This is a genomic window from Rhodococcus sp. SGAir0479 (assembly GCF_005484805.1).
GTDB lineage: Bacteria > Actinomycetota > Actinomycetes > Mycobacteriales > Mycobacteriaceae > Prescottella.
Map to the genome: position 1 here is coordinate 3,025,699 of NZ_CP039432.1, position 26,767 is coordinate 3,052,465.

The following is a 26,767-nucleotide window of genomic DNA, read 5'->3' on the forward strand; positions in this document are numbered from 1 at the left end:
CCGCAGCCTCGCCCGGGAGTCATTAGAGTTGACCCCGAACCGGTGACCGGCGCGGGAACGGTCCCGGAAGAGGAGCGACGTATGACGACAGACCCGACCGCCGGTGCATCGACCATCGGGGGCGACCGAATTCGATTCGGGGCGAGCGCGTCGCGCGAGCTGAGCGATTCGCACGGTAAGACGATCATCGCGGACGCGGTGGTCGCGAAGATCGCCGGCATCGCGACGCGTCAGATCAACGGCGTGTACGACCTCGGGGGCGGCACCGCCCGCGTCGTCGGCGCCCTGCGCGACCGCATCCCCGGAGCGGGGGTCGACCACGCCCAGGGCGTCTCGGCCGAGGTCGGTGAGAAACAGGCGGCGATCGACATCGGCATCGTCGCCGAGTACGGAGTTGCGCTCCACGAGCTCGCGGCGGGCATCCGGCGCAACGTGATCGCGGCGGTCGAGAACATGACCGGCCTCGAGGTCACCGAGGTCGACATCACCGTCCACGACGTCATCCTCCTCGACGAGACAGATCCGGGAACGGACCCGGACGCCAAACCGAGGGTGCAGTGACCGAGGCTGCGGCGCAGAGCCTTTCGACGGCCGAACGGGCCGCCGCGGCAGCACTGTCCGTGCCGGGCGTCGCCGGTCTGCACGGCGGCGAGTTCGGCACCGTCGCGACCTACCTGCCGGGACGGCGCGTAACCGGCGTCCGGATCGACGACTCCGGGTGCTCGGTCCACGTGACTGTGCGGTACCCGGCGGATCTGTTCGCCGTCGCCGACGCCGTCCGCACCGCCGTCCGCGCAATCGTGGACACCCCCGTGGACGTGACGATCGAAGACCTCACAGCCGACCGGACAGGACCGCAGCAATGACCAGCACTGGTATCGGACTGATCGCCGGACTTCTCCTGGCACTCGCCGGAATCCTCGGCGGCTTCAGCGGATTCGTCTTCGCCGTGCTGTTGGGTGCCGTCGGCCTGGCGATAGGCGCCCACCGCGACGGTCACCTCGATCTCGGAGCGCTGCTCCGGTCCCGCGGCCGTGGCTGACGTCGAACTACGCACCCCCGTCCCGGACGTGGACGACGACCCCGGGACGCGGGGCGACCTGATCATCAAGGACCGGGTCTTCGAGAAGATTGCGACCACCGCGGCGTTGCGGGTGCCCGGCGTGGTCCGCCAGGGCGGCGGCTTCACCCGGTTCACCGGGCGGGACCTGCCGCGGGCGGACGTCTCGACCGGTGCCCACTCCGTGGCACTCAACCTCTACCTCGGCGTGCACTGGCCGTGCGATGTCGCCGAACTGACCCGGCGCGTGCACCGCGAGGTGGGCGACGAGGTGGAGAACCTCACCGGCATGCCCCTGCACCAACTCGGAGTACTGGTCGCCGGCACGGACACCGACGACGCCGCCGACGGACCGCTCCCGGGGCCGCGGCCCGCCGCCGAGCTCACCGTCGCCCACCCGCCCACCGCGTCGCCCGCCGCCGTGCCGGCCGCGATCGTGATCGCCGTCGGGCTGCTCGCGACCGCGGTCGTCGCGGCCCGCGAGCTCCTCGTGGCGCACGACAAGATCGTCAGCGCCCCCTGGGTGCGCAACGCCTTCGAGTGGGTGGCCCGGCTGCACTGGGACCAGTGGCTGGTGCCCGTCGCCGTGACGTCGCTCGTGGTGGGCATTCTGTTCGTCCTCCTGGCGCTCGCTCCCCGAACCCGCACGCACGTCGCCGCGCGCGCCGGCTCCGGCACCCCGTCGGTGTGGCTGCGTCCGGTCGACATCGCACGCATGTGCAGCGCGCGGGCCAGTGCCGTCGCCGGCGTGGCGGACGTCCACACCACGGTCGACCGTCGGCGCGCCACCGTGCACGTGACCGCGAGACCCGGCGCGTCCGGCGACGACATCCGCACCGCCGTCACGGCCGCCGTCGACGAGGCGTTGGCACTGTTGGATCGGAAGTTCAAGCTGCGGGTGAAGATTCGCGGCGGGAAGGAGCAGACGTGAAACGCGGTGCCGCAGCACTCAACCGTCTGCTCGTGCTCGTCGTCGGACTGGCCGCGGCCGCGCTCGGGGCGGCGGCCCTCGCCTGGGAGCGTGACGTGCAGGCGGTTCGCGACGCCGTCCGGCACATCGACCGCGACCGCATCGCCACCATCCCCGACGAGAGTTGGTGGCACTGGGCGCTGGGCGCCACGATCGCGGTGTGCGTGCTGCTGGGGCTGGTGGTGCTCGTCGTCGACCTCGTACGGCGGCGGGCGGCGCCCAGCACGATGCTCGAGACGGCCACCGACACCGCCGTCGCGGTCGACCTGCGCCCGGTCGCCGGCGGGGTGGCCGCCGAACTCGAGCGCCTGCGCGGCGTCCGGCGCGCGCGGGGCCGGGCGATCTCGGACCGGGGACTCGCGACGATCCAGGTCACCCTCGACGCGGACCCGCACGGCGACATCGCCGCACTGGTGCGCGAGGCGGAGCACGTGGCGGCGACGACGACGGCGGCGCTCGGCGGCGCGGCGGTCGCCGACGTGGCGGTCCGTGTGCTGCTCCATCTCGACCGAGCGCAGCTACCACCGACCCCGGCGCCCGACAATCCCGAGCCCCCCGAAGCAAGGAGATCGACCGAGTGAGCGAGACCCGGCCCGACCTGTCCGCCGACGACACCGAGTTCGAGAACGAGGACTTCTCGGACGCGCGCTTCGCGGACGAGACGTGGCACCGCCGCGCGTACACCGGATGCCACTTTCGCGACGCCGATCTGTCCGGCCTGACGACCGAATCCGTCACGTTCACCGACTGCGACTTCACGGGCACCGACCTCACCGGCAGCCGGCACCACGGGACCGCCTTCCGCAACTGCCGTTTCGAGTACACGCGCATGTGGGACAGCGCGTTCCGGCACTCGAGCTTTCTGGGGTCGACCGTCCGCGAATCCCGTATCCGCCCGCTCACACTCGAGGAGGTGGACTTCACGCTCGCGTCGCTGGGCGAAATCGACCTCCGCGGCGTCGATCTCTCGGGTTGCCGCCTCCGCGAGGCCAATCTCGTGAACGCGGACCTGCGAAAGGCGATTCTGCGGGACGCCGACCTCACCGGGGCCCGCACCGCGGGGCTGCGCCTCGACGACGCCGTCCTCGACGGCGCCCGCGTCGATCCCTCGCTGTGGACGTCCGCGACGCTCACCGGCGCCGGCATCGAACTGACCCAGGCGGTGAGTTTCGCTGCGGCGCACGGGCTCCGCGTGTCGGGTTACTGACCGGGCTGCACGAATTCCGGCTGATCGAGCACCCGCAGCCACCTGCCGTCGGGTTGACGCCGCACCACCTGGGCGCGGGCGCCCGCCCCGTCCCGCGGCGGCGTCGACGTCAGCGCCAGGTCGCCACTGACCAGGGTGGGCAGCGGCGGCTCGGGCTCGAAGCGGGGCGCGTGGGCGAGAACCTGCGCCCACAGCTCGCGAATCGCGGCGCGGCCGACGGTCACCGACCCGGGCGGGTACGCCATGACGGCGTCCTCCTCGTAGAGGGCCGCCACGCCGTCCGCATCACCGGCATTGGACCGCTCGACGAACAGGCGGGTGAGATCCTCCGGAGTCATGGCCTTCTCGGTCTCGATCTGCGTCATGGCTTCTCCTCGTCATGGAACGAACTTCGGTATCACCAGCATCGAGTCCATCGAAGAAGAAGTCCAACAGATAGTTGTGCTGACAACTAGAATCTGAAGTTGTGGAACTGCGTCAGCTCGAGTACTTCGTGGCGGTGGCCGAGGAGGCCAACTTCACCCGCGCGGCCCGGCGCGTGCACATCAGTCAATCCGGTGTCAGCGCCCAGATCCGGCAACTGGAGAACGAACTGGGCACGGCGCTCTTCGACCGGTCGTCGCGGACCGCCACGCTGACCGCCTCGGGGCAGGCCGCGCTTCCCCACGCCCGCGCCGCCCTCGCGGCGGCCGACGCCGTGCGCGGCGCCGTCGACGACGTGAACCAGCTGGTGCGCGGGCAGCTCGCCGTCGGGATGGTCACCGCGTGCACCGTGACTCCGCTGTTCGACGCGCTGGCCGACTGCCGGCGCGCGCATCCCGGAATCGCGGTGGACCTCTTCGAGGACACCTCCGACCGGCTGGTGGAGCGAGTCCGCGCCGGCACACTCGACCTGGCACTCGTCGGCGTGGCCACGCATCCCCCGAGCGACCTCGACTCCATGACGATCGTGTCCGAACGAGTGGTCGCCGCAGTCCCGGCGGGGCACCCGCTGACGGCGCTCACGCGGGTGCGCCTGGCGGATGTCGTCCGCAATCCGCTCGTCTGCCTGCCGACGGGCACCGGTATCCGCACAGCGTTCGATCGCAACTGCGCCGCGGCATCCGTCAGCGGCGCCGTCGCGATGCAGGCCTCGGCCCCGGACGCGGTCGCCGATCTCGCGCAGCGTGGCCTGGGGGTGGCGATCCTGAGCGAGTCCATGGCGGCGGCTTACCCGGGACTGGTGGGCGTCGCCATCGAGGACGCCGACGTCCCCGCGGTGCTCGCGCTCGTCTGGAAGCAGGCGCCGTCCCCGGCGCTGCGCGAGCTGCTCGGGCACGCGAGTCGCGCGTTCGGGCCGTCGACGTACTGACGCGGGCTACCCCGGAAACGCCGAATGGCGCCCACTCCGAAGAGTGGGCGCCATCCGAACGGGCTTCAGCCGTCAGCGAGAACTAGCTCACTTGATGATCTTCGTGACGCGACCGGCACCGACGGTGCGGCCACCCTCACGGATCGCGAAGCGCAGGCCCTCGTCCATGGCGACCGGCTGGATCAGCACGACGGACATCTCGGTGTTGTCACCGGGCATGACCATCTCGGTGCCCTCGGGCAGGGTCACAACGCCCGTCACGTCAGTCGTACGGAAGTAGAACTGCGGACGGTAGTTGTTGAAGAACGGGGTGTGGCGGCCGCCCTCGTCCTTCGACAGGATGTACGCCTGGCCCTCGAACTCCGTGTGGGGAGTCGTGGTGCCCGGCTTGACGACAACCTGGCCGCGCTCGACATCTTCGCGCTTGATGCCACGAACCAGCAGACCGACGTTGTCGCCGGCCTGGCCCTGGTCGAGCAGCTTGCGGAACATCTCGATGCCGGTGACCGTGGTCTTGGTCGACGTCGGGCGGATGCCGACGATCTCGACCTCTTCGTTGACGTTGATCACGCCACGCTCGATACGACCGGTGACGACGGTGCCACGACCGGTGATCGTGAAGACGTCCTCGACGGGCATCAGGAACGGCTTGTCGGTCTCACGGACCGGGTCCGGGATGGAGTCGTCGACGGCCTGCATGAGGTCGACGATCGACTGAACCCACTTCTCGTCACCCTCGAGCGCCTTGAGCGCCGAGATCGGGATGACCGGAGCGTTCTCGTCGAACTCCTGGCCGGCCAGCAGTTCGCGGACCTCCATCTCGACGAGCTCGAGGATTTCCTCGTCGTCGACCATGTCGGCCTTGTTCAGCGCGACGAGGATGTAGGGCACGCCGACCTGGCGGGCGAGCAGCACGTGCTCACGGGTCTGCGGCATCGGGCCGTCGGTGGCGGCCACGACCAGGATCGCGCCGTCCATCTGGGCGGCACCGGTGATCATGTTCTTGATGTAGTCCGCGTGACCCGGAGCGTCGACGTGCGCGTAGTGGCGCTTCTCCGTCTGGTACTCGACGTGGGAGATGTTGATCGTGATACCACGAGCCTTCTCCTCCGGCGCCTTGTCGATCTGGTCGAAAGCGAAGCTCTCGTTCAGATCCGGGTACTTGTCGGCCAGCACCTTGGTGATAGCAGCCGTGGTGGTGGTCTTGCCGTGGTCGACGTGACCGATGGTGCCGATGTTCACGTGCGGCTTGGTCCGCTCGAACTTCGCCTTCGCCACTGGATGTCCTCCTGGACTGATTGTGCTTGCGGTATGCAGCAGTGCGGTTGGTTATTACGTTGGTCGTGCTTCGGCCGACGAAACCGAGGTTACTCGCCGGTCGCCTTGGCGATGATTTCCTTCGAGACGTTCGAGGGAACCTCTGCGTAGGAATCGAACACCATGGAGAAGTTCGCTCGGCCCTGGGTCTTCGACCGCAGGTCACCGATGTAACCGAACATCTCCGAGAGCGGAACCAGCGCCTTCACGACACGGGCACCACTGCGTTCCTCCATGGCCTGGATCTGGCCACGGCGGGAGTTGAGGTCGCCGATCACTTCACCCATGTAGTCCTCGGGCGTGGTGACCTCGACAGCCATGAGGGGCTCGAGAATGACCGGGCCGGCCTTGCGGGCGGCTTCCTTGAGCGCCTGCGAACCCGCGACCTTGAACGCCATTTCCGAGGAGTCGACGTCGTGGTATGCGCCGTCGAGCAGGGTCAGCTTCAGGTTCACGAGCGGGTAACCGGCGAGAACACCGTACTGCATGGCGTCCTGCGCACCGGCGTCGACCGACGGGATGTACTCGCGCGGAACACGGCCACCGGAGACCTTGTTCTCGAACTCGTAGCTGGCGCCGTCCTCGCCGACGAACGGCTCGAGGGCGATGATGACCTTCGCGAACTGGCCCGAGCCACCCGTCTGCTTCTTGTGGGTGAACTCGTGCTTCTCGACCGGCCGGGTGATGGTCTCGCGGTACGCGACCTGCGGCTTGCCGACGTTGGCCTCGACCTTGAACTCGCGACGCATACGGTCGACGAGGATGTCGAGGTGGAGCTCGCCCATGCCGCCGATGACGGTCTGGCCGGTCTCCTCGTCCAGCTCGACCGAGAAGGTCGGGTCCTCTTCGGCCAGCTTCTGGATCGCGGTGCCCAGCTTCTCCTGGTCGGACTTGGTCTTGGGCTCGATCGAGACCTGGATGACCGGGTCCGGGAACGTCATCGACTCGAGGACGATCGGGTTCGCCTGATCGCACAGGGTGTCACCGGTCGTGGTGTCCTTCAGGCCGATCATCGCGTAGATGTGGCCGGCGACGGCCTCGTCGACCGGGTTCTCCTTGTTGGCGTGCATCTGGAAGAGCTTGCCGATGCGCTCCTTCTTGCCCTTGGTGGCGTTGAGCACCTGGGCACCCGGCTCGACACGACCCGAGTAGACGCGCACGAAGGTGAGCTTGCCGAAGAAGGGGTGCGCCGCAATCTTGAAGGCCAGAGCCGAGAAGGGCTCTTCCTTGCTGGGCTTGCGGACCAGCTCCTCTTCCTCGTTGTTCACGGCGTGGCCGTGGACCTCGCCGATGTCCAGCGGGTTCGGCAGGTAGTCGATGACCGCGTCGAGCATGGGCTGAACGCCCTTGTTCTTGAACGCGGAGCCACACAGCACCGGGTACAGCTCGGAGGCGACCGTCATCTTGCGGATGGCGCCCTTGATCTCCTCGACCGTGAGCTCCTCGCCGCCGAAGTACTTCTCCATGAGAGCTTCGTCGGACTCGGCAACGGTCTCGAGCAGCTTCTCGCGGTACTCGGCGGCCTTGTCGGCCAGATCCGCGGGGATCTCCTCGATGGTCGGCTCGGCACCGGTGGGGACGACCCCGCGCCAGGTGATGGCCTTCATCTCGACCAGGTCGACGACGCCGTCGAAGGCATCCTCGGCGCCGATCGGCAGCTGCAGGACCAGCGGCTTCGCGCCGAGGCGGTCGATGATGGTCTGCACGGTGAAGTAGAAGTCCGCGCCCATCTTGTCCATCTTGTTGACGAAGCAGATGCGCGGAACGTCGTACTTGGCAGCCTGGCGCCAGACCTGCTCGGACTGGGGCTCGACGCCCTCCTTGCCGTCGAAGACGGCGACGGCACCGTCGAGAACACGGAGGGAGCGCTCGACTTCCACCGTGAAGTCGACGTGACCCGGGGTGTCGATGATGTTGATCTGGTTCTTGTTCCAGAAACAGGTCACAGCAGCGGAGGTGATGGTGATACCACGCTCCTTCTCCTGCTCCATCCAGTCCGTGGTCGACGCACCGTCGTGGGTCTCACCGATCTTGTAGTTGACGCCGGTGTAGAAGAGGATGCGCTCGGTGGTGGTGGTCTTGCCGGCATCGATGTGCGCCATGATGCCGATATTGCGGACCTTGTTCAGGTCGGTCAGCACTTCCTGTGCCACAGGATTCTTCCCCGCTCGTTGATCGTGTCGGCCCTTCTGGGGCCACGTCTCTTTTTCATGTCAGCCGGCCCGGTGACGGAACCGACACAGTAGTGACAACGCCAGGCCGAGGGATTTCGTGCCCGTGAGGCTCCCCCGGCCTGGCGTGGTATCACCAGCGGTAGTGCGCGAACGCCTTGTTGGCTTCAGCCATCTTGTGGGTGTCCTCGCGACGCTTCACGGAAGCGCCCAGGCCGTTGCTCGCATCGAGAAGTTCGTTGGCGAGACGCTCGACCATGGTCTTCTCACGCCGAGCGCGCGAGAAGGTCACCAGCCAGCGCAGGGCCAGCGTGGTGGAACGGCCCGGACGAACCTCGACCGGGACCTGGTAGGTGGCGCCACCGACGCGACGGCTGCGGACCTCGAGGGCGGGCTTGACGTTGTCGAGCGCGCGCTTGAGGGTGACGACCGGATCGGTGCCGGTCTTCTCGCGAGCCTGCTCGAGGGCACCGTAGACGATGCGCTCGGCGGTGGACTTCTTACCGTCCAGCAGGATCTTGTTGACGAGCTGGGTGACCAGCGGCGAACCGTAGACCGGGTCGGCAACCAGGGGGCGCTTGGGAGCGGGGCCCTTACGTGGCATTAGCTCTTCTCCTTCTTGGCGCCGTAGCGGCTGCGGGCCTGCTTGCGGTTCTTGACACCCTGGGTGTCGAGCGAGCCACGGATGATCTTGTAGCGCACACCCGGGAGGTCCTTCACGCGACCGCCGCGGACGAGCACCATCGAGTGCTCCTGCAGGTTGTGGCCCTCACCCGGGATGTAAGCGGTGACCTCGACGGAGCTGGTCAGGCGCACACGGGCGACCTTCCGCAGCGCGGAGTTCGGCTTCTTCGGGGTGGTGGTGTACACGCGAGTGCACACGCCACGACGCTGCGGGCTGCCCTTCAGGGCCGCGGTCTTGACCTTGGCGGCCTTGTCGCGGCGGCCCTTGCGGACCAGCTGGTTGATGGTTGGCATGTATCGGCTTTCTTCGTTGGTTTCCAGACCGCTCGCACGAGCAACCCTGGCTGTTCTGAAATTAGGGATCCATCGGTTGGGGCAAGAAAGCTGCTGCCCCGCACCCACCCCGCGCGTGCACACGAGGTCGGGCGTGTCGCGTACCCCCACACAGGCAACCGGATGCTCGTACCTGCAGAAACCTCACGGAGACTCCAGAAACACGCGCACGCCAATGCCTCGCATAGGCACACAGATCGAGCCCGAGCACGCCGGAGCGGAGCCTGCGGAGCGACCCCAGCGGTCGGACACGACCCCCAACGATACCCGGCGGCTCCGTTCGAGGTCAAAGCGGGACGAGTTGTCAAGCACTCAGGTCGAGTGTCAGTTTCGCCAGCGTGACCGCCGCCTCACAGGGATCCGGGTGGCCGGGGGCGCGGTACTGCGCCCACCAGCCCACCACGCCACCGGCCGGCGCGCCCACCGCCACCCCGCAGGAGCCGGGATCGTGCGGCTGTCGGACCAGCACAGCGCGTCGGCCGTCGACGACCACGTCCTCGGGCGCGTACCCGAGGCGCCGGGCCGTCTCGCGTTCGACGTCGAGTGATCCGGACTCGAACCAGTCGAAGGTCACCCGGACGGGGCCCGCCGGTCCGTCGACCGACCAGCGACAGACCGCACCGAAGAACCCGCGCTCGATCGCACCGCCGCCGACCGCGTCGGCGATCCGTTCGGCGGCGACGGCCTCGCACTCCGTCAGCAACCCCACGTAGTCCCCGCCCGCACCGGACGCGCCCGCGGGCATCGGCGTCCCGGGCACCGTCGCGCCACACCCCGCGAGCACCAGCGCGGCAGCCGGGACGGCGAACCACCGCACGGCGCGCCGAGTCATCGCGCCCTCGCCACGGTGAGTTCCGCGAGTCGGCGGCCCACGTCGCACGGCTCCGCCGCGGGCACACCGTCCGCGTACGCGATCGACCAGTGCACGAAGTCGTCCCCGAACTGCACGCCGAGTTCGCACAACCACTCGGATGACGCGGCCTCGAAGCCGGGCCGGCCGCCGATCTCGATGTCGATCGCCGGACGCCCGACGAGCGCACTGCCGGCACGTTCGCGGCCGATCGGGCTGCCGCGATACCAGGTGAACGACACGTGCGGAGAGGCGTGAGCGTCCTGCGCCGACAGCTGCCACTCGCAGCCCACCGAGTTGCGGACGACCGTGCCGAAGCCGGGCACCCCGAACGCCGCGGCCACCTCGGCGTCGGTGACCGATCCGCACTCGCCGAAGAACGGCCCGGGCGCGCTCGGCGACTGCGACGTCCCGGTCGGCGAGCCGGGATGGTCACCGGCCTGCTCACCGCCGCCTCCCCCGCAGCCGGCGAGTAGCACGGCGCAGCCCACGAGCAGGCCCACCACCGTGCGCGACATGGAGCGGAACTGTACCGCTAGGACACCGGGGAGGCGGGGCGGCTCGGGGCGCCGACGCCTGCGAGCGCCGCATCCAGCTGAGCGGCCCAGCAGCGCACGATCTCGGTACGGCGCCGCGAGTCGTCGGTGAGGACGTCGGCGAGTCCGAGTCCGCGCGCCAGATCCAGGGTGGCCTGGACGAGCCGCCGCACGGCGGGGTCGGCGTCGTCGACGCCGAGGCTGGCCACCGCGGTGCGGTGCGCCACCCGGCCGAAGTGCTCCTCGAGCGGAACGACCCGCGCCCGCAGCGCGGGGTCGGCGGCGGCCGCGGTCCAGACCTGCAGCGCCGCCTTGAACAGCGTGCCGGTGTAGTAGTCGACCAGCCGGGAGACGACCGCCTCGGTACGCCGCTCCCCCTGGGGCAGTTCGGTCACCTCGCGCCGCGCCTGTTCCATCCGGCTGTCGAACATGAACTCGAGCGCGGCCGTGATGAGGTCCTCGCGCGTCGGGAAATGATGCTGGGCTGCGCCTCGCGACACGCCCGCCCGCTCGGCCACGACCGCGACCGTGGTGGCCGACCAGCCGAACTCGGCCAGGCAGTCGACGGTCGCTTCGAGCAGCCGATGCCTGGTCAGACGGCTTCGATCCTGTTGCGGTGCGCGCATTCGCGGGGTGTCCTCTCCAGCGTTCCGGTCGACTCGCGGTCGTCTCCCGGGAGTTCCTGTCGGCACCGTCACCCGCCTCGTGAGCGGGTTCCGGCCGATCCAGTAAACACTGCACGAGTAAGGGTTACCTTCATCACATTTGCATTGCAGAACCAACTCGGGCACGTTACTAATTCAACTGAGGCAAGGGTAACCTTCCTTAGCCACACCTCATCTCTCTACTCACAGGAGTGCACTCATGGGATCTGCCGAGTTCGTCACCGTGTTCGACTTCATCACCGACTTCGCCGGTGCTGCGGGCGACTTCTTCAGCGCCTTGAGCTTCTTCGCGGGCTCGCTGGACCTCGTCTCGGGCCTCGTTCCCGCCTGACGCCGATCCCGAAATTCTCCGAACGGGGCCCGATCCGAGCACTGGATCAGGCCCCGTTCGCGTTTTGGAACTCGACGGCCCACGACGGCGACCGCTTCTGCAGGAACGCGGTCATACCCTCGATCGCCTGCGCGGACCCGAACAGTGCCGCGGACTGTTCGGCCAGCCTGTGCCCGTATCGGTCGAAGTCCTCGAGCAACCGCATCGTCGTGAGCCTCTTCGACTCCGCCAATCCCTGCGGGGAACACCGTCCCAGCGTCTCGAGTAGTTCGGTGACCACCGCGCCGGTGTCCTGCACCGCCTCGCTGACCAGCCCGATCGCCTCGGCCTCGTGCGCGCCGAACTTCTCGCCCGTCAGGAAATAGCGACTCGCAGCGCGCGACGTGAGCCGCGGAAGCACCGTCAGCGAGATGATCGACGCGGCCAGTCCGAGCCGCGCCTCGGTGAGAGCGAAGGTGCAGTCCGGGCCCGCGACGACGATGTCGCAGGCGCCCACCAGTCCCATGCCGCCCGCCCGGACGTGCCCGTCCACCCGGGCGATCACCGGTTTGGGCAACTCGACGATCGCCCGCAGCAGATCGGTCATCTGCTGCGTCCTCTGCGCGGCCAGTTCGGCCGGCCCGACGTCGGGACCGGCGGAGCTCGCCTCCGACAGGTCCGCGCCGGCGCAGAACGTGCCTCCGGTGTGGGTGAGCACGACGGCACGCACCGCGTCGTCGCCGGCGGCGTCGGACAGTCCCTGCCGCAGCTCGGCCACCAGCCGGCTCGAGATCGCGTTGCGGTTGTGCGGCGAGTCGAGGGTCAGGGTGGCGCACCCGCCCGCGACGTCGTAGTGCACCACCCGATCCGTGGAAGTCGTCATCGCAGCCTCCTCAGTACGACTTCGGCAGGCCCAGCGAATGCTGGGCGACGAAGTTGAGGATCATCTCGCGGCTCACCGGCGCCACCCGCGCGATACGGGCCGCGCCCAGCATCGCCGACAGGCCGTATTCCTTGGTCAGCCCGCCGCCGCCGTGCGTCTGGATCGCCTGGTCGAGGGTCTTGATGCTGGCCTCGGCCGCCGCGTACTTGGCCATGTTGGCCGCCTCGGCGGCGCCGAAGTCGTCGCCGCTGTCGTACAGGACGGCAGCCTTCTGCATCATCAGTTTCGCGAGCTCGAGTTCGATCTTGCACTGGGCGAGCGGATGCGCCAGACCCTGGTGCGCGCCGATGGGGGTCTTCCAGACGGTGCGCTCCTTCGCGAACTTCACGCCCGCCTGCAGTGCCCACCGCCCCATGCCCACCGCCATCGCGGCGCCCAGGATGCGCTCGGGGTTCAGCCCCGCGAACAACTGCATCAGTGCCGCGTCCTCCGAGCCGACCAGCGCGTCGGCGGGCAGCCGCACGTCGTCGAGGAACAGCGTGAACTGGTGGTCGGGCTCGACGATGTCCATCTCCATCGGCGTCGCGACGAAGTTCGCGGCGTCGGTGGGCACGATGAACAGTGCCGGCTTCAGCTTGCCGGTCCGGTGATCCTCCGTGCGCGCCACCACGAGCACCGCATCCGCCTGGTCCACACCGGAGATGTAGATCTTGCTGCCCCGCAGCACCCACTCCTCCCCATCCCGTCGCGCGGTGGTGGTGATCTGGTGCGAGTTGGAGCCGGCGTCGGGCTCGGTGATCCCGAACGCCATGATCTTCGATCCGTCGGCGAGCGCGGTGAGCCACTGCTGCTTCTGCGCGTCGGTGCCGTACTTGCCGATGATGGTGCCGCAGATGGCGGGTGAGACGACGACGAGCAGCAACCCGGCCCCCTGCGCAGCGAGCTCCTCCTGCACCAGCGCCAGTTCGTAGATGCCCGCACCGCCGCCGCCGTACTCCTCGGGCAGGTTGACGCCCAGGAACCCGAGCTTGCCGGCCTCGTTCCACAGCTCGGTGAGCGGTTCTCCCCGGCGTGCCTTCGGCAGGACGTAGTCGACGTAGTTGAAGCGCTGGGCGAGCTTCGACACCGCCGCCCGCAGCTCCTTCTGCTCGTCGGTCTCGATGAAGCTGCTCATGCGCTCTCTCCTTCTGCCCCGGCCTCGTTCGACGCCGGTGCTTCCACGATTGCCAGGACGGACCCGACGTCGACCTGCTGGCCGACGGCGACGGGAAGTGCGGTGAGCACGCCGGACGTCGGCGCCTTGACGGTGTGCTCCATCTTCATGGCCTCGAGCCACAGGATCGGCTGGCCCGCGGTGACCTGATCGCCCTCGGCGGCCCCGAGCCGGATCACCGCGCCCGGCATCGGCGCGAGCAGTGACCCCTCCGCGACCACCGACGACGGGTCGACGAAGCGCGGGACGACCGTGAGCGCTACCGGGCCGAGCGGCGAGTCGACGCACACCGTGTCGCGGTACCGGGCGACGTCGAACCGGCGTTGCAGACCCGCGACGTCGAGGACGACGCACTCGGGCGACGACGACACCGGCGTCACGTCGTCGAAACCCTCCGCCCGCAGTCCCGATCGGGTCGACAGGTAGCGCACCTCGTGCTCCCCGTGCGTGCCGGTGTACCGCTTGACCTGCGGCTGCGACGGCAGGTTCCGCCATCCACCGGGTAGCCCGCCCACCACCGGGGCGGCGGCGCGGTTGGCCGCGGCGTCGGCCAGTGCGGCCGCGAGGGCGGACAGCGACTCCGCCCGCTCGTCGGCGAGTGGGCGCGCGAGCACGTCCAACCCGTGGGTGTCGAAGAACGCGGTGTCGGTGTCGCCCGCCAGGAAGGCCGGGTGCCGCAACACGTTGACGAGCAGGTCGCGGTTGGTGCGCAATCCGTGCAGGCGGGTGCGGGCCAGTGCCGACGCCAGAACCTGCGCGGCCTGCGCTCGGGTGGGCGCGTACGAGATGACCTTCGCGAGCATCGGGTCGTAGAACACGCTCACGACGGACCCGTCCTCGACACCCGAGTCCAGTCGCACGCCGGTCCGCTCGAGCAGATCGAACTCCGTTGCGGTGCCGGGGATCTCGAAGTGCTCGATGGTTCCGCTCTGCGGACGCCAGCCGTGCGCCGGGTCCTCGGCGTACAACCGCACCTCGATCGAGTGGCCGTGAATCGCGGGCGGTTCGGCGGGCAGCTCCGCGCCGGAGGCCACCTGAAGCTGCAGTTCGACGAGGTCGAGTCCCGTGGTGCACTCGGTGACGGGGTGCTCGACCTGCAGGCGCGTGTTCATCTCCAGGAAGAAGAAGTCGCCGCGCTCGTCGGCGAGGAACTCGACCGTGCCGGCGCCCTCGTAGCCGATCGCATTCGCGGCCAGGCGCGCCGCCTCGAACAGCCGGGCCCGCATGGGCGGAATGCGTTCGACCAGCGGGGACGGCGCCTCCTCGACCACCTTCTGGTGGCGGCGCTGGATCGAGCACTCCCGCTCGCCGATCGCCCAGACCGTGCCGTGCCGGTCGGCCATCACCTGGACCTCGATGTGCCGTCCGGTCTCGAGGTACCGCTCGCAGAAGACCGTGGGATCACCGAACGCGGACTGCGCTTCGCGGCGGGCCGCCTCGATCTCCCGGGACAGCTTCGACAGTTCACGCACGACGCGCATGCCGCGACCGCCGCCGCCGGCCGACGCCTTCACCAGCACCGGCAGGTCCGCCTCGGTGACCGCGGCGGGATCGAGTTCGGCCAGCACCGGGACCCCGGCCTCGGACATGATGCGCTTGGACTCGACCTTCGAGCCCATCAGCTCGATCGCCTTGGCTGGCGGGCCGATCCAGGTGAGTCCGGCGGCCTCGACGGCCTGCGCGAAATCGGCGTTCTCCGAGAGGAACCCGTAGCCCGGATGGACGGCGTCGGCCCCGGCGACGCGGGCGGCCGCGACCAGGGCGTCGGCTCTCAGGTATGTCTCGGCGGGTGTCGCGCCCGGCAAGCGGACCGCGGCATCGGCCTCGGCGACGTGGGGACTGCCCGCGTCGGGGTCGGAGAAGACCGCGACGGTGCCGACGCCCGTGCGCCGGCACGTCGCGAACACGCGGCGGGCGATCTCGCCGCGGTTGGCGACCAGGACGGACGTGACGGGGGATGTACTCGCTGTAGTGGTCACAGTTCCTCACTCACATCCGGAAGACGCCGAAGTTGTCGGTGCCCTCGATCGGGGCGGTGGCGATGGCCGACAGGCACATCCCCACCACCGTGCGCGTGTCACGCGGGTCGATGACGCCGTCGTCGTAGAGGCGGCCGGACAGGAACATCGGGAGCGACTCGGCCTCGATCTGGTTCTCGATCATCGCCCGCATCCCGGCGTCGGCTTCCTCGTCGAACGCCTGCCCGCGGGCCTCGGCGGCCGCGCGGCCGACGATCGAGATGACACCCGCGAGCTGGGCACCGCCCATGACGGCGGACTTGGAACTGGGCCACGCGAACAGGAACCGCGGGTCGAACGCACGCCCGCACATGCCGTAGTGGCCGGCGCCGTACGACGCGCCGAGCAGGATCGAGATGTGCGGGACCGTCGAGTTGGCGACCGCGTTGATCATCATCGATCCGTGCTTGATCATCCCGCCCTCCTCGTACTCCTTGCCCACCATGTAGCCGGTGGTGTTGTGCAGGAACAGAAGTGGTGTGTCGGACCGGTTGGCCAGCTGGATGAACTGGGTGGCCTTCTGGGACTCCTCGCTGAACAGGACGCCGCGCGCGTTGGCCAGGATGCCGATGGGGTAACCGTGCAGTTCGGCCCAGCCCGTCACCAGCGACGAGCCGTACATCGGCTTGAACTCGTCGAAGTCCGAGCCGTCGACGATGCGGGCGATCACCTCCCGCGGATCGAACGGAATCTTCAGGTCCGCGGGCACGACGGCGAGCAGATCCTCGGGATCCTCGAGCGGTTCGATCACCTCGGCCCGCGGCGCCGGCCCCTGCTTGCGCCAGTTGAGCCGCCGGACGATGCTGCGGCCGATGCGGATCGCGTCCTGCTCGTCCTGCGCGAAGTAGTCCGCCAGACCCGACGTCCGGGCGTGCATCTCGGCGCCACCGAGGGATTCGTCGTCGGACTCCTCGCCGGTAGCCATCTTCACCAGCGGTGGGCCGGCCAGGAACACCTTGGACCGCTCCTTGATCATCACGACGTGGTCGGACATGCCGGGGATGTAGGCGCCGCCCGCGGTCGAATTGCCGAAGACCAGTGCGATGGTCGGGATTCCCGCGGCCGACAACTTCGTCAGGTCGCGGAACATCCGGCCGCCCGGGATGAACACCTCCTTCTGGGTCGGTAGGTCGGCGCCCCCGGACTCGACGAGCGAGATGACCGGCAGGCGGTTCGCCACGGCGATGTCGTTGGCGCGGAACCCCTTCTTGAGGGTCCACGGGTTGGAGGTCCCGCCGCGCACCGTGGGATCGTTCGCGACGATGAGGCATTCGACACCGCTGACGACGCCGATCCCCACGATGGTGGACGCACCCACGGGGAACTCGGTGCCCCACGCCGCGAGCGGCGACAGTTCGAGGAACGGCGAGTCCGGGTCGAGCAGCAACTCGATCCGCTCCCGCGCCAGCAGTTTGCCGCGCTTGTGGTGCCGCTCGACGTACTTCTCCCCGCCGCCGGCGAGCGCCTTCGCATGCTCGGCCTCGAGCTCGGCGAGCTTGGCCGTCATCGACTCGGCCGCCGCCGCGTACTCCGGCGACGTGGTGTCCAGTGCCGACTTCAGGATCGTCACGACTGGTACCCCAATCGCTTGGCTGCCAGCGAGGTCAGGATCTCCGTGGTCCCGCCGCCGATTCCCAGAATGCGCATGTCCCGGTACTGCCTTTCCACTTCGCTCTCCGCCATGTACCCCATGCCGCCGAACAACTGCACGGCCTGGTTCGCCACCCACTCGCCGGCTTCGACGGCGGTGTTCTTCGCAAAGCACACCTCGGCGACGAAGTCCTCGCTCGAGGTGAGCGAACGTTCGACGAGGGTGCGGGTGTAGACCCGTGCGACGTCGATGCGTCGCGTCATCTCGGTGAGGGTGTTCTGCACGGCCTGCCGGGAGATCAACGGCCGTCCGAAGGTCTCGCGGTCGCGGCACCACTGCAGCGTCAGGTCCAGGCAGCGCTGTGCGCTCGCGTACGCCTGGGCCGCCAGCGCGATGCGTTCGGTGAGGAACGCCTGCGCGATCTGGGCGAACCCCGAGTCCTCGACCCCCACCAGGTTCTCCACCGGCACCCGGGCGTCGGCGAAGGACAGTTCGGCGGTGTCCGACGCCCGCCAGCCCATCTTGTCGAGCTTGCGCGCCACCTCGAATCCCGGTGTGCCCTTCTCGATCACGAGCAGCGATACCCCCTGCGCCCCCGGCCCGCCGGTCCGCACCGCGGTGACCACGAAGTCGGCGCGGACCGCCGAGGTGATGAACGTCTTGGCGCCGTTGACCACGTAGTGGTCGCCGTCCCGGACCGCGGTCGTGCGCAGGTGCCCGACGTCCGACCCACCGCCCGGTTCGGTGATCGCGAGTGAGCCGATCTTCGCGCCCGCGAGCGTGGGCCGCACCCACCGCTCGATCTGCCGGGGATCGCCCGCCGCCACCAGGTGCGGCAGCGCGATGCCGCACGTGAACAGCGACGCGAACACGCCGCCGGACGCGCCGGCCTGGTGCATCTCCTCGCAGATGACGGCGGCGTCGACCAGATCGCCGCCCTCGCCGCCCACCTCCTCCGGGAAGCCGGCTCCGAGCAGGCCCAGTGCGGCCGCCTTCCGATGCAGCTCCCGCGGTATCTCGCCGTCGCGTTCCCAGTCGTCGAGGTGGGGCAGGATCTCCTGCTCGACGAATCCGCGGACGGTCTTGCGCAACTGCTGCCGCTCCGGGATGTCCCACACGGTCATGCGTGTCCTTCCTCGAGCTGGTCTCCGTAGCTCGGTACGAGCGCTGTCGGGATCTCCGTGTGCCGCGAGCGCAGCCACTCACCCAGGCCCTTGGCCTGCGGGTCGAAGCGGGCCTGCGACGCGACGCCGCGGCCGAGAATGCCTTCGATCACGAAGTTGACGGCCCGCAGGTTCGGCAGGACGTGCCGCGTCACCTCCAGTCCCTTCGCCTCCGGCACCATTCGCTTGAACTCGTCGACGGTGAGGGCGCCGGCGAGCCACCGCCACTGCTCGTCGCTCCGCACCCACACCCCGACGTTGGCATTGCCACCCTTGTCCCCGCTGCGGGCGGCCGCGACCGCACCGAGCGGCACCGTGACCGTGTCGTCGACCGGGAGTGGTTGTGGCAGCACCGGTTCCGGCACCTCTTCCAGTGCGCGGGTCGGCCCGCTCGGCTCGATGTCGACGCGGCTGCCGTCGGGCAGGACCGCGACGTGCGGCACCTCGCCGGCGTCGACGTAGCCGGGGGTGAACACCGCGTACGGCTGGCCGTGCGACGGCGGTGCGGTGAGCGTGAAGCCCGGGTAGCTCGCGAGCGCGAGTTCCACTGCCACCGACGAGAACGCCCGTCCGACGACGTCCGGATCGGGATCCCGGACCGTGCACCGCAGCAGGGCACTCGCCGCCTCCTGGGTGTCCGCGTCCGGGTGATCGGTCCGCGCGAGCGTCCAGTCGAGTTCCTGCGGCGTGGTGCGCAGCCACGCGTCCATCTGCCGCCGCACCAGGGCCGCCTTGGCCTCGATGTCGAGACCGGTGAGGACGAACGTCGCCTCGTTCCGGAAGCCGGCGAGCGCATTGAGCGACACCTTGTACTGCGGGGGCGGAGCCTCGCCGGCGACACCGGAGATCCGGACGCGGTCCGGTCCGTCGTCGGACAGCCGGATCGAGTCCATGCGCGCGGTGACGTCGGGTCCGGCGTACCGGCTCCCGGTGATCTCGTACAGCAACTGTGCGGTGACCGTGTCCACGGTGACCGCACCTCCGGTTCCCGGGTGCTTGGTGATGACCGACGAGCCGTCGGCGGCGATCTCCGCGATCGGGAAACCGGGCCGGGTGAGGTCGGGAATCTCGGTGAACCACGAGAAGTTCCCGCCCGTGGCCTGCGTGCCGCACTCGATGACGTGCCCGGCGACGACGGCGCCCGCGAGCCGGTCGAAATCGTCTCGCGCCCACCCGAAGTGCGCGGCCGCGGGGCCCACGATCACCGACGCGTCGGTGACCCGCCCGGTGACGACGACATCGGCGCCGGCGTTCAGGCACTCGACGATGCCCCAGGCGCCCAGGTAGGCGTTGGCCGTCAGAGGCGTCGTTTCCTTGTCGAGACCCAGTTCGGCGACCCGGGAGACGAGGTCGTCACCCTCGACGTGCGCGACGGTCGCGTTCAACCCCAGTCGCTCGTTCACTTCACGCAGTGCGGCGGCCAGTCCGGCGGGGTTGAGGCCGCCCGCGTTCGTGACGATCTTGACGCCGCGCTCGAGCGCCAGGCCCAGGCAGTCCTCGGCCTGTCGCAGGAAGGTCTTCGCGTACCCGCGTGCGGGGTCCTTCATCCGGTCGCGGCCGAGGATGAGCATCGTCAGTTCCGCGAGGTAGTCGCCCGTCAGGTAGTCGAGCTCGCCACCCTCGAGCATCTCGCGCATCGCCGAGATGCGGTCGCCGTAGAACCCGGAGCAGTTGCCGATTCGGACCGGGGCAGGGTCGGAGCTGCCGGGGGTCATCGCGCCGTCTCCGTCCGGTTCTCGGTGCGGCCGGTTCCGGGCGGGCCCGCGAAGGCCTGTGCGATGTCCAGCCACCGGTCGGCGTCCGGTCCCTGCGCGCACAACGCGGTGTCCCCGCGGTGTACGCGCTGCGTGACCAGCAGGCAGAAGTCCTCGGCCGGGCCCGTCACCCGCTGCGGCGCGTCCGGCGGACCCCATGCCCACACCGCACCGTCCGGCGCGGTGAGCTCGACTCGGAACTCTTCGGTCGGCGGCGTCAGCTGGTTCACGCTGTAGGCGAAGTCCCGGGTCCGCACTCCCAGCCGGGCGATGTGCTCGAGCCGCGGCGCGAACGGGAGCCGCACGCCGAGCGCGTCGGCGACGTCGCGCCCGTGCGCCCAGGTCTCCATCAAGCGCGCGGTGGCCATCGACGCCGCGCTCATCGGCGGCCCGTACCACGGGAGCTTGCGGCCGGCCGGGACCTCCCGCAGGACGGCCGCGAGCTCCGCGCGGGTGGCCCGCCAGTCGTCGAGCAGCTCACGCGGCGACCGACGTGCCTCCGCTTCGGCTCCCTCGTCGACGAAACCGTGCGGGTTCTTCCACGCCTCGGTCAGCTGCGCCGCGAACCCGTCCGCGTCGGTGGCGGCCAGCAACGCCGCCCGATCGGTCCACGCCAGGTGGCCGATCTGGTGTGCCACGGTCCACCCCGCGGCCGGGGTCGGCGCCGCCCACCGCTCGTCGGGCAGGTCGGCGACCAACGCGTCGACGGCCGCGCCCTCCGCCCGCAGGTCGTCGACGATCTTGTCCAGGTCTGCCACACGCCCTCCTCGAATCCTGCGACCAGGATCACACCGGAGAGGGTAAAAATCAAGCATGACTGCTTGTTTATTGCGACGGTGGCGGTTCTGCCGGGGCTGTCGTCGCAGCTCAGGCGGTCAGGTCGGCCGACACGCGTCGAGTCCGCCGGCCCCCGGTGAGAGTCCAGTCGGCATCGGGCGCACGGGTGACGGGGTGCTGCCGTTCGACGGTGAAGTTCGTGACGGGCAGACGTTCCACGATCGCCGGGTCCGCGAGCATGTGCCCCGCGATCCCCTGCTCGAAGATCGAGTAGGCCGTGTGGTTGACCGAGTGGACGGCGACCTGCAGCGCCGCGAGCGCGCAGTCGTGCGGACCGAACTCGGCGAGCGTGTGACCGCCACCGACCGTGGTCCCCACCACCGCGTAGTAGTGCCAGCGCGACGGATCGTCCGGGTTGTTCGTGACGCCAGGCTCTGTGGCCATGATGCGCCCCTTCCCTGCTCGAGGCTCCTGTGGTGACGATAGGACCGGCCCCCGGCAGGTTCGGGCGACGCGCCGACGCGAACTCGGACAACGAGAAAGCCCCCGAGCGACGGACGCTCGGGGGCTTCTCGGAAAGCGAGATGTCAGTGCATCATCACGGGCACTTCCTCGGTCGACACGGCGGCGCGACGACGAGGCAGGAAGAACGCCGGAACCAGCGTCACGAGCACCAGCGCGAACGCCACGAAGAACGTGTTGCCGAACGAGGCGGCCGAGTCGTTGAGCATCTGCCCGATGCTGCTCGGATCCGTCGGCGGGGCGGCGTCCTTGCTCAGACCGTGCGACGTCATCTGGTTGGTGAGCACCACCGACATCGTCGCCGTACCGACCGAGCCGGCCGTCTGCTGGACGATGTTCATCAGCGTGGAGCCGCGGGCGATCATCTCGTGCTTGAGCGTGACCATCGCGGCCGTCATCAGCGGCATCATCGTGCAGCCCATGCCGAGACCCATGACGAACAGCGACCCCATCAGGAGCGCGTACGACGACGTGGCGGTCAACTGCGTGAACGTGAACATCCCCAGAGCGATCAGCGGCAGACCGGAAAGTACGATCTTGCCCGGACCGATCTTGTCGACCAGCCGGCCCGCGATCGGCATCGTCACCATCGCGCCGATGCCCTGCGGGGCCAGCAGCAGGCCGGCGGCCATCGCGGACTCACCCCGCACCTGGATGAAGTAGCTCGGGAACAGCAGTCCCGCACCCATGAACGCGATGATGAACATCGTCGTGGTGATGACCGCGACGGTGAGCTGACGGTTCTGGAACAGGCGCAGATCGATCAGCGGGTGATCCTTGCGCAGCGCATGGAACACGAAGCCGACGATCAGGGCGAGACCGATCACGATCGGGATCACCACCTCGGGGGCGAGACCCTTGCCGTGCTCCGGGATCGACGAGACGCCGTACAGGAACAGCGCCAGACCGGGCGAGAGCAGCAGCATGCCGACGAAGTCGAAGGCCTGCGACGGGCTGGGCTCGTCCTTGGGCAGCAGCTTGACCGCGGCGGCCAGCGCCACGATGCCGATCGGCAGGTTGATGAGGAAGATCCAGTGCCAGCTCGCGGCGTCGATGAGCCATCCGCCGATGATCGGGCCGCCGATGGGGCCGAGGAGCATAGGGATACCGAGGACCGCCATCACGCGTCCGACTCGTTCGGGGCCCGCCGCGCGGGTCATGATCGTCATACCGAGCGGCATCAGCATGCCGCCACCGAGACCCTGCACCACGCGGAAGACGATGAGCGAGGTGATGTCCCACGCGAACGCGCACAGGACCGAGCCGATCACGAACAACACCAGCGCGCCGATGTACAGGCGCTTGGTGCCGAACCTGTCCGCGGCCCAACCCGTCACCGGGATGACGGTCGCCAGCGCCAGCGTGTACGCCGTCATGGTCCACGCGACGACCGCGTAGCTGGTCTCGAACGTCTCCGCGAAGGTCGGCAGCGCGACGCTGACGACGGTGACGTCGAGGATGGACATGATGGCACCGAGCACCACCACCGAGGCGATCTTGAGGACCGCGCCGTCGATCTTGTCCGACTCGGGAGCCCCCGATGGGGGTGCCGCCGGCGAGTTGGGCGTCGTCATGTGCAGAATTCCTGACTTCGGGCTCGCAGGGCGTCGCCTGCGAGTATGGGTTGTAGGGCCGCGAGCAGGCGCTGACGGTCCGGCTGATCCAGCCGTCCGGCGAACGCGCGGAGCTCGTCCCGCTTGTCCTCGAGATGACGGGAGGCGAGAGTGCGTCCGGCCTCCGTCAGCGAGACCCGTTTGATCCGGCGATCGTCGGGGTCTTCACGGCGCAACACCAGCTCCTGGCACACCAACTGGTCGATGTTGCGACCGGCCGCTGCCACCGAGATCCGCAGACGCTCGGCGACTTCGTTGATCGCGATCGGCTCCCCGTGCTGCGCCAGCACGAAGAGTGCGCGAACCTGCGAGAACGACAGATCCATCGCGATGAGGGTGTCCATCGACTCGGACTCCCCCATGCCCAGAAGGCGCATGATGAACTCCTCGAGCACGGTGTAGAGGTCGTCTGGAGTCACATCTGCCACGAACGAAAATAGTAGCGACTGCGCAACTATTGCAAAAATGCGAGGATGTCGGACCCCCGCGTTCGTTCGCGACCTCTCCACGACACCACGACGCCCCTACCTGCGGCAACAGATTTTCCACGCAGGAAGGGGCGGGTGACGAGGAACACAGTCAGTCCTGGACGAGAACGGCCTTTCCCAGCACGCGGCCCTCTTCGAGGTCGACGAGCGCCTGCGCGGCCGCGGCCAGCGGATAGCGCGCCTTGACGATCGGACGCAGTCCCGCGCGCACATGCTCGACGAGCGCCGCGTGCGTCTGCACGAGCGCGGCCGGCTCGTGCCGGAGGAACTCACCCCACGCCGCGCCGACGATGCTGATGTTCCGGAACAGCACCCGGTTGAGTTTCACCGAGGGGATGCCCCCGCCCGCGAATCCGATGACCACGAGCCGGCCCTCGGGGGCGAGCGCACGCACGGCGTCGTCGAAGGCGTCGCCGCCGACCGGGTCGACAATGACATCGGCGCCTCTGCCGCCCGTCAGATCCCGGATCTGCTGATCCCACCCGTCGGTCAGACGCACCACCTCGTCCGCGCCGATCTCGCGCAGGAAGTCGTCGGCCCCGTCCCGTCGCACGACCGCGATCACCCGGGCGCCGTGCGCCTTGGCCAGCTGGATCGTCGACGTCCCGACACCGCCGGCGGCGCCCAGCACCGCCACTGTCTCCCCGGGCTGCAGCCGCGCCCGCCGGGCGAGCGCGAACTCCATCGTCTGGTAGTTGATGATGAGCGAGGCGGCCTCCTCGAAGGAGAGCTCGTCCGGGACGGGCAGCACGAGGGCGGGATGGACCGCGACGCGCTCCGCGTAGCCGCCCAGGCTGGACACCGCGAGTACCCGCTGCCCGGCAGCGAAGCCGCTGTCCTCCGGCGCGCTCACCACCACGCCCGCCACCTCGGTGCCGGGCACGAACGGCGGGTCGGGGCGCAGCTGGTACTTGCCGTGGCTGATCAGCAGATCGGGAAAGCAGACACCGCTGGCCTTCACGTCGATGAGGACCAGCCCGGCCGCGTCCGGCTCCGGCACGTCCTGCACCACCATCGCCGACGGCCCCGTCAGCTCCGTGACCACCACTGCGCGCACTTGCCACCTCCGAATTCGCAGGGCCGAGTGCCCTTTTCGACGAAGCTACCTGCCACCACCCTCGGGCGGCGTCAGTTGCCGCCGAACAGGCCCCGGCGTCGGCGGCCGACCGCCACCATCTCGGCGGTGTCGGTCATCTTCACGCGCGGACGGCCCTCGGTGAGCCCGCGGCCGCGCTCGGCCTGGTCGATCGCTTCCCAGCCGCGTCGCGAGATCCGTTCCGGTCGGCGCCGCGCCAGCAGCTTGCCGAGTTCCTTCCGACCGCCGGTGGGCGACGGCAGGCGGCCGGCCTCGAAGTCCTCGACCAGGCGGGCCACCGTCTCCTGGGCGCACGTCTTGTTGGTGCCGATGACACCGCTCGGTCCCCGCTTGATCCAGCCGGTGACGTAGACGCCCTCGAGCGGCTCCCCGGCGCCGACGACGACGCGGCCCCGATCGTTCGGGATCACCCCGCGCCGGTCGTCGAACGGCACACCGGCCAGCGGTCGGCCGCGGTAACCGATCGACCGCAGCACCAGCGAGGCGTCGATCCGTTCGACGTGGCTGGTGGGATGCGCGGCCAGTCCTCCGGACGCGTCCTCGACCAGTTCGTTCGTCACGACGGTAAGGCCCTCGACCCGATCCGTGCCGACGATCTCCGTCGGCGAGGTCAGGTAACGGAACACGATGCGCTTGCGTCCCGCCGTCGGAGTTCGCTGCGAGAACTCCTGCGCCAGACGCACCTTCATGGCCACGGCCGGCTCCAGCCGGCCGGCGTCGAGCGCGGCCTGCGACAGCGGATCGAGCTCCACCTCGGACGGGTCGATCTCGACGTCCACATCGCGCAGGTCGCCGAGCGCCAGGAACTCCGGGGTGGTGTACGCAGCCTGCGCCGGGCCGCGCCGGCCCAGCAGCACGACCTCGCGGATGTTGCTCTCCCGGAGCACCTTCAACGCGTGATCGGCGATGTCGGTGCGGGCGAGCTCGTCCGGGTCCAGCGTGAGGATGCGCGCGACGTCGAGCGCCACGTTGCCGTTGCCGACGATCACCGCCCGCTCCCCCGACAGGTCGAACGTGCGGTCCGCATAGTCGGGGTGACCGTTGTACCAGGCCACGAACTCGGTTGCGGCGTGGCTGCCCGGCAGTTCCTCACCGGGAACGCCGAGCGCGCGATCGCTGGACGCGCCGACCGCGTAGACGACGGCGTGATGATGCTCGAGCAGGTCCGCGTGCGTCACGTGGTTGCCGACCTCGACGTTGAGGTGGAACTGGAACGCATCGCGCCCGAGGGACCACTCGAACATCTCCGTCACCACCTTGGTGCCCGGGTGATCGGGCGCCACGCCCGCCCGGACCAGACCCCAGGGCGTGGGGAGCTTCTCGAACATCTCGACCTCGACGTCGGACCGCTTGAGCAGTTCCTCGGCGGCGTAGCAGGCCGCGGGACCGGCGCCGACGATCGCGACGCGCAGCGTGCCGAGGTCACGGACCGGCGCGGCGGTCGGCGTCAGCGGGATCCAGTCCTGCGGCAGCGGATGCCGGGTGTAGTAGTCGGCGTTGATCTCGCGGTACCGCTGCAGCGATTCGGTGAGCTGATCCTCGGGGAAGATCGCGTTGACCGGGCACGCGTCGACACACGCCCCGCAGTCGATGCAGGCCTGCGGCTCGATGTAGAGCATCTCGGTGGTCGCGAACTGCGCTTCCTCCGGCGTGGGGTGAATGCAGTTCACCGGGCACGCCGAGACACAACTGGCGTCGTTGCAGCACGCCTGGGTGATGACGTAGGCCATGTTCGATTCCCGCCCTCCACGCGCCCGGGACGTGAGCTCCGCCCGGCGCGATCACCAATGTGACAGTCTTCATGTGACGTTGAGTTACAGCTACAAGACTGTACTAGGCCTCTATCGGTGAGACAAGCATCGAACACGATCCGACCCGGCGCCCGCCGAATCGGAAACCCGCAGGGCACGGGTGGGTCAGAAGACCTTCTTCGCGATCACCGCGACCCCGGCGAGCACCAGCGCCACGAGCAGAGCCGTGCCGAATCCTGTGAGCCACCACAGCAGCCCGAACACCACGATCGCGGGGGCGGCGACGATCGCCACGATCGCGGGACTCTCCTTGACCACCTCGAGCGCGCTCTCCGCGTGCACTCGGTCGACCTTCTTGCCTGCCATCTCGTTCTCCTCTTCCGTCCGACTTGTCCGGTTGATCCGTTCTCAGAGTACGCAGGCCTCCACGGGGTTCCCCTCGGT

The 26,767-nt window shown here is 69.2% G+C and carries 29 protein-coding genes; 8 read left to right on the forward strand and 21 right to left on the reverse strand.

Annotated elements, in window-relative coordinates:
• The first annotated feature begins 81 nt into the window (after positions 1-81).
• Genes E7742_RS14035 through E7742_RS14060 form a run of 6 tightly spaced genes read left to right on the forward strand, consistent with a single transcriptional unit; the run spans position 82 to position 3,237 of the window.
• Positions 82-561: an Asp23/Gls24 family envelope stress response protein gene (locus tag E7742_RS14035; RefSeq protein ID WP_137799499.1), complete on the forward strand. Its 480-nt coding sequence runs from the start codon at positions 82-84 to the stop codon at positions 559-561.
• Positions 558-866, forward strand: a complete 309-nt coding sequence (locus E7742_RS14040; RefSeq protein ID WP_137799500.1) for an Asp23/Gls24 family envelope stress response protein — start codon at positions 558-560, stop codon at positions 864-866. Before E7742_RS14035 ends, E7742_RS14040 begins: the two co-directional genes overlap by 4 nt.
• Positions 863-1,042, forward strand: coding sequence for a DUF2273 domain-containing protein (locus E7742_RS14045; protein WP_137799501.1), 180 nt, complete (start codon positions 863-865; stop codon positions 1,040-1,042). Before E7742_RS14040 ends, E7742_RS14045 begins: the two co-directional genes overlap by 4 nt.
• Positions 1,035-1,991: a DUF6286 domain-containing Asp23/Gls24 family envelope stress response protein gene (locus E7742_RS14050; RefSeq protein WP_254699008.1), complete on the forward strand. Its 957-nt coding sequence runs from the start codon at positions 1,035-1,037 to the stop codon at positions 1,989-1,991. Before E7742_RS14045 ends, E7742_RS14050 begins: the two co-directional genes overlap by 8 nt.
• Positions 1,988-2,611, forward strand: a complete 624-nt coding sequence (locus E7742_RS14055; RefSeq protein WP_137799502.1) for a hypothetical protein — start codon at positions 1,988-1,990, stop codon at positions 2,609-2,611. Before E7742_RS14050 ends, E7742_RS14055 begins: the two co-directional genes overlap by 4 nt.
• Complete coding sequence (locus E7742_RS14060) at positions 2,608-3,237, forward strand: pentapeptide repeat-containing protein (protein ID WP_137799503.1); 630 nt, start codon at positions 2,608-2,610, stop codon at positions 3,235-3,237. The genes E7742_RS14055 and E7742_RS14060 overlap by 4 nt, the downstream gene beginning before the upstream one ends.
• Here the strand turns inward: E7742_RS14060 and E7742_RS14065 are convergent.
• The gene (locus E7742_RS14065; protein WP_137799504.1) at positions 3,231-3,602 is read right to left on the reverse strand and encodes a YybH family protein; all 372 of its coding nucleotides are present in this window, start codon (positions 3,600-3,602) and stop codon (positions 3,231-3,233) included. The two genes, E7742_RS14060 and E7742_RS14065, sit on opposite strands and share 7 nt — an antisense overlap.
• Positions 3,603-3,703: 101 nt before the next feature.
• On the opposite strand from E7742_RS14065, the gene E7742_RS14070 reads away from it, so the two are divergent.
• Entirely contained in the window at positions 3,704-4,588 is an 885-nt protein-coding gene (locus tag E7742_RS14070; RefSeq protein ID WP_137799505.1) for a LysR family transcriptional regulator, read from the forward strand.
• A gap of 87 nt (positions 4,589-4,675) precedes the next feature.
• Here the strand turns inward: E7742_RS14070 and tuf are convergent, their stop codons facing one another.
• The 7 genes from tuf to E7742_RS14105 form a co-directional block, all read right to left on the reverse strand.
• On the reverse strand, positions 4,676-5,866 hold the full coding sequence (tuf, locus tag E7742_RS14075; protein ID WP_137799506.1) for an elongation factor Tu: 1,191 nt from the start codon (positions 5,864-5,866) through the stop codon (positions 4,676-4,678).
• Positions 5,867-5,955: 89 nt separating this feature from the next.
• Positions 5,956-8,058, reverse strand: a complete 2,103-nt coding sequence (gene fusA / locus E7742_RS14080) for an elongation factor G (RefSeq protein WP_137799507.1) — start codon at positions 8,056-8,058, stop codon at positions 5,956-5,958.
• A 151-nt stretch (positions 8,059-8,209) separates the two neighbouring features.
• On the reverse strand, positions 8,210-8,680 hold the full coding sequence (gene rpsG / locus E7742_RS14085; protein WP_005518273.1) for a 30S ribosomal protein S7: 471 nt from the start codon (positions 8,678-8,680) through the stop codon (positions 8,210-8,212).
• Positions 8,680-9,054, reverse strand: coding sequence for a 30S ribosomal protein S12 (gene rpsL / locus E7742_RS14090; protein WP_127915634.1), 375 nt, complete (start codon positions 9,052-9,054; stop codon positions 8,680-8,682). Before rpsL ends, rpsG begins: the two co-directional genes overlap by 1 nt.
• A gap of 343 nt (positions 9,055-9,397) precedes the next feature.
• Positions 9,398-9,925, reverse strand: coding sequence for a DUF3558 domain-containing protein (locus E7742_RS14095; protein WP_137799508.1), 528 nt, complete (start codon positions 9,923-9,925; stop codon positions 9,398-9,400).
• On the reverse strand, positions 9,922-10,461 hold the full coding sequence (locus tag E7742_RS14100) for a DUF3558 domain-containing protein (RefSeq protein ID WP_137799509.1): 540 nt from the start codon (positions 10,459-10,461) through the stop codon (positions 9,922-9,924). Before E7742_RS14100 ends, E7742_RS14095 begins: the two co-directional genes overlap by 4 nt.
• 17 nt (positions 10,462-10,478) lie before the next feature.
• Positions 10,479-11,105 carry a TetR/AcrR family transcriptional regulator gene (locus E7742_RS14105; RefSeq protein WP_137799510.1) on the reverse strand — a complete coding sequence of 209 codons (627 nt, stop codon included), beginning with the start codon at positions 11,103-11,105 and terminating at the stop codon, positions 10,479-10,481.
• A 238-nt stretch (positions 11,106-11,343) separates the two neighbouring features.
• On the opposite strand from E7742_RS14105, the gene E7742_RS23620 reads away from it, so the two are divergent.
• On the forward strand, positions 11,344-11,475 hold the full coding sequence (locus E7742_RS23620; RefSeq protein ID WP_302660005.1) for a hypothetical protein: 132 nt from the start codon (positions 11,344-11,346) through the stop codon (positions 11,473-11,475).
• Positions 11,476-11,521: 46 nt separating this feature from the next.
• Here E7742_RS23620 and E7742_RS14110 read toward each other — a convergent pair whose 3' ends face one another.
• From E7742_RS14110 to E7742_RS14170, 13 genes are all read right to left on the reverse strand, one after another.
• Positions 11,522-12,337 (reverse strand): enoyl-CoA hydratase family protein, encoded by an 816-nt coding sequence (locus E7742_RS14110; RefSeq protein ID WP_137799511.1) that lies wholly within the window; start codon positions 12,335-12,337, stop codon positions 11,522-11,524.
• Between the two features lie 10 nt (positions 12,338-12,347).
• The gene (locus E7742_RS14115; RefSeq protein WP_137799512.1) at positions 12,348-13,511 is read right to left on the reverse strand and encodes an acyl-CoA dehydrogenase family protein; all 1,164 of its coding nucleotides are present in this window, start codon (positions 13,509-13,511) and stop codon (positions 12,348-12,350) included.
• Positions 13,508-15,529 carry an acetyl/propionyl/methylcrotonyl-CoA carboxylase subunit alpha gene (locus tag E7742_RS14120; RefSeq protein ID WP_137799513.1) on the reverse strand — a complete coding sequence of 674 codons (2,022 nt, stop codon included), beginning with the start codon at positions 15,527-15,529 and terminating at the stop codon, positions 13,508-13,510. Before E7742_RS14120 ends, E7742_RS14115 begins: the two co-directional genes overlap by 4 nt.
• 10 nt (positions 15,530-15,539) lie before the next feature.
• Positions 15,540-17,138, reverse strand: a complete 1,599-nt coding sequence (locus E7742_RS14125; protein ID WP_137799514.1) for an acyl-CoA carboxylase subunit beta — start codon at positions 17,136-17,138, stop codon at positions 15,540-15,542.
• Positions 17,135-18,283, reverse strand: coding sequence for an acyl-CoA dehydrogenase family protein (locus tag E7742_RS14130; protein ID WP_137799515.1), 1,149 nt, complete (start codon positions 18,281-18,283; stop codon positions 17,135-17,137). Before E7742_RS14130 ends, E7742_RS14125 begins: the two co-directional genes overlap by 4 nt.
• Positions 18,280-20,037: an acyclic terpene utilization AtuA family protein gene (locus tag E7742_RS14135; protein ID WP_137799516.1), complete on the reverse strand. Its 1,758-nt coding sequence runs from the start codon at positions 20,035-20,037 to the stop codon at positions 18,280-18,282. The genes E7742_RS14130 and E7742_RS14135 overlap by 4 nt, the downstream gene beginning before the upstream one ends.
• Complete coding sequence (locus E7742_RS14140) at positions 20,034-20,834, reverse strand: TIGR03084 family metal-binding protein (protein WP_137799517.1); 801 nt, start codon at positions 20,832-20,834, stop codon at positions 20,034-20,036. The genes E7742_RS14135 and E7742_RS14140 overlap by 4 nt, the downstream gene beginning before the upstream one ends.
• Positions 20,835-20,943: 109 nt before the next feature.
• Positions 20,944-21,297, reverse strand: coding sequence for a hypothetical protein (locus E7742_RS14145; RefSeq protein WP_137799518.1), 354 nt, complete (start codon positions 21,295-21,297; stop codon positions 20,944-20,946).
• A 143-nt stretch (positions 21,298-21,440) separates the two neighbouring features.
• On the reverse strand, positions 21,441-22,949 hold the full coding sequence (locus E7742_RS14150; protein WP_137799519.1) for a DHA2 family efflux MFS transporter permease subunit: 1,509 nt from the start codon (positions 22,947-22,949) through the stop codon (positions 21,441-21,443).
• On the reverse strand, positions 22,946-23,416 hold the full coding sequence (locus tag E7742_RS14155; RefSeq protein ID WP_137799520.1) for a MarR family winged helix-turn-helix transcriptional regulator: 471 nt from the start codon (positions 23,414-23,416) through the stop codon (positions 22,946-22,948). The genes E7742_RS14150 and E7742_RS14155 overlap by 4 nt, the downstream gene beginning before the upstream one ends.
• A gap of 151 nt (positions 23,417-23,567) precedes the next feature.
• The gene (locus tag E7742_RS14160) at positions 23,568-24,533 is read right to left on the reverse strand and encodes an NADPH:quinone oxidoreductase family protein (RefSeq protein WP_137799521.1); all 966 of its coding nucleotides are present in this window, start codon (positions 24,531-24,533) and stop codon (positions 23,568-23,570) included.
• Positions 24,534-24,604: 71 nt separating this feature from the next.
• Positions 24,605-26,302: an FAD-dependent oxidoreductase gene (locus tag E7742_RS14165; RefSeq protein ID WP_137799522.1), complete on the reverse strand. Its 1,698-nt coding sequence runs from the start codon at positions 26,300-26,302 to the stop codon at positions 24,605-24,607.
• A 186-nt stretch (positions 26,303-26,488) separates the two neighbouring features.
• A complete protein-coding gene (locus E7742_RS14170) occupies positions 26,489-26,689 on the reverse strand; it encodes a hypothetical protein (protein ID WP_137799523.1) in 201 nt (66 codons plus the stop codon).
• Between the last annotated feature and the right edge of the window lie 78 nt (positions 26,690-26,767).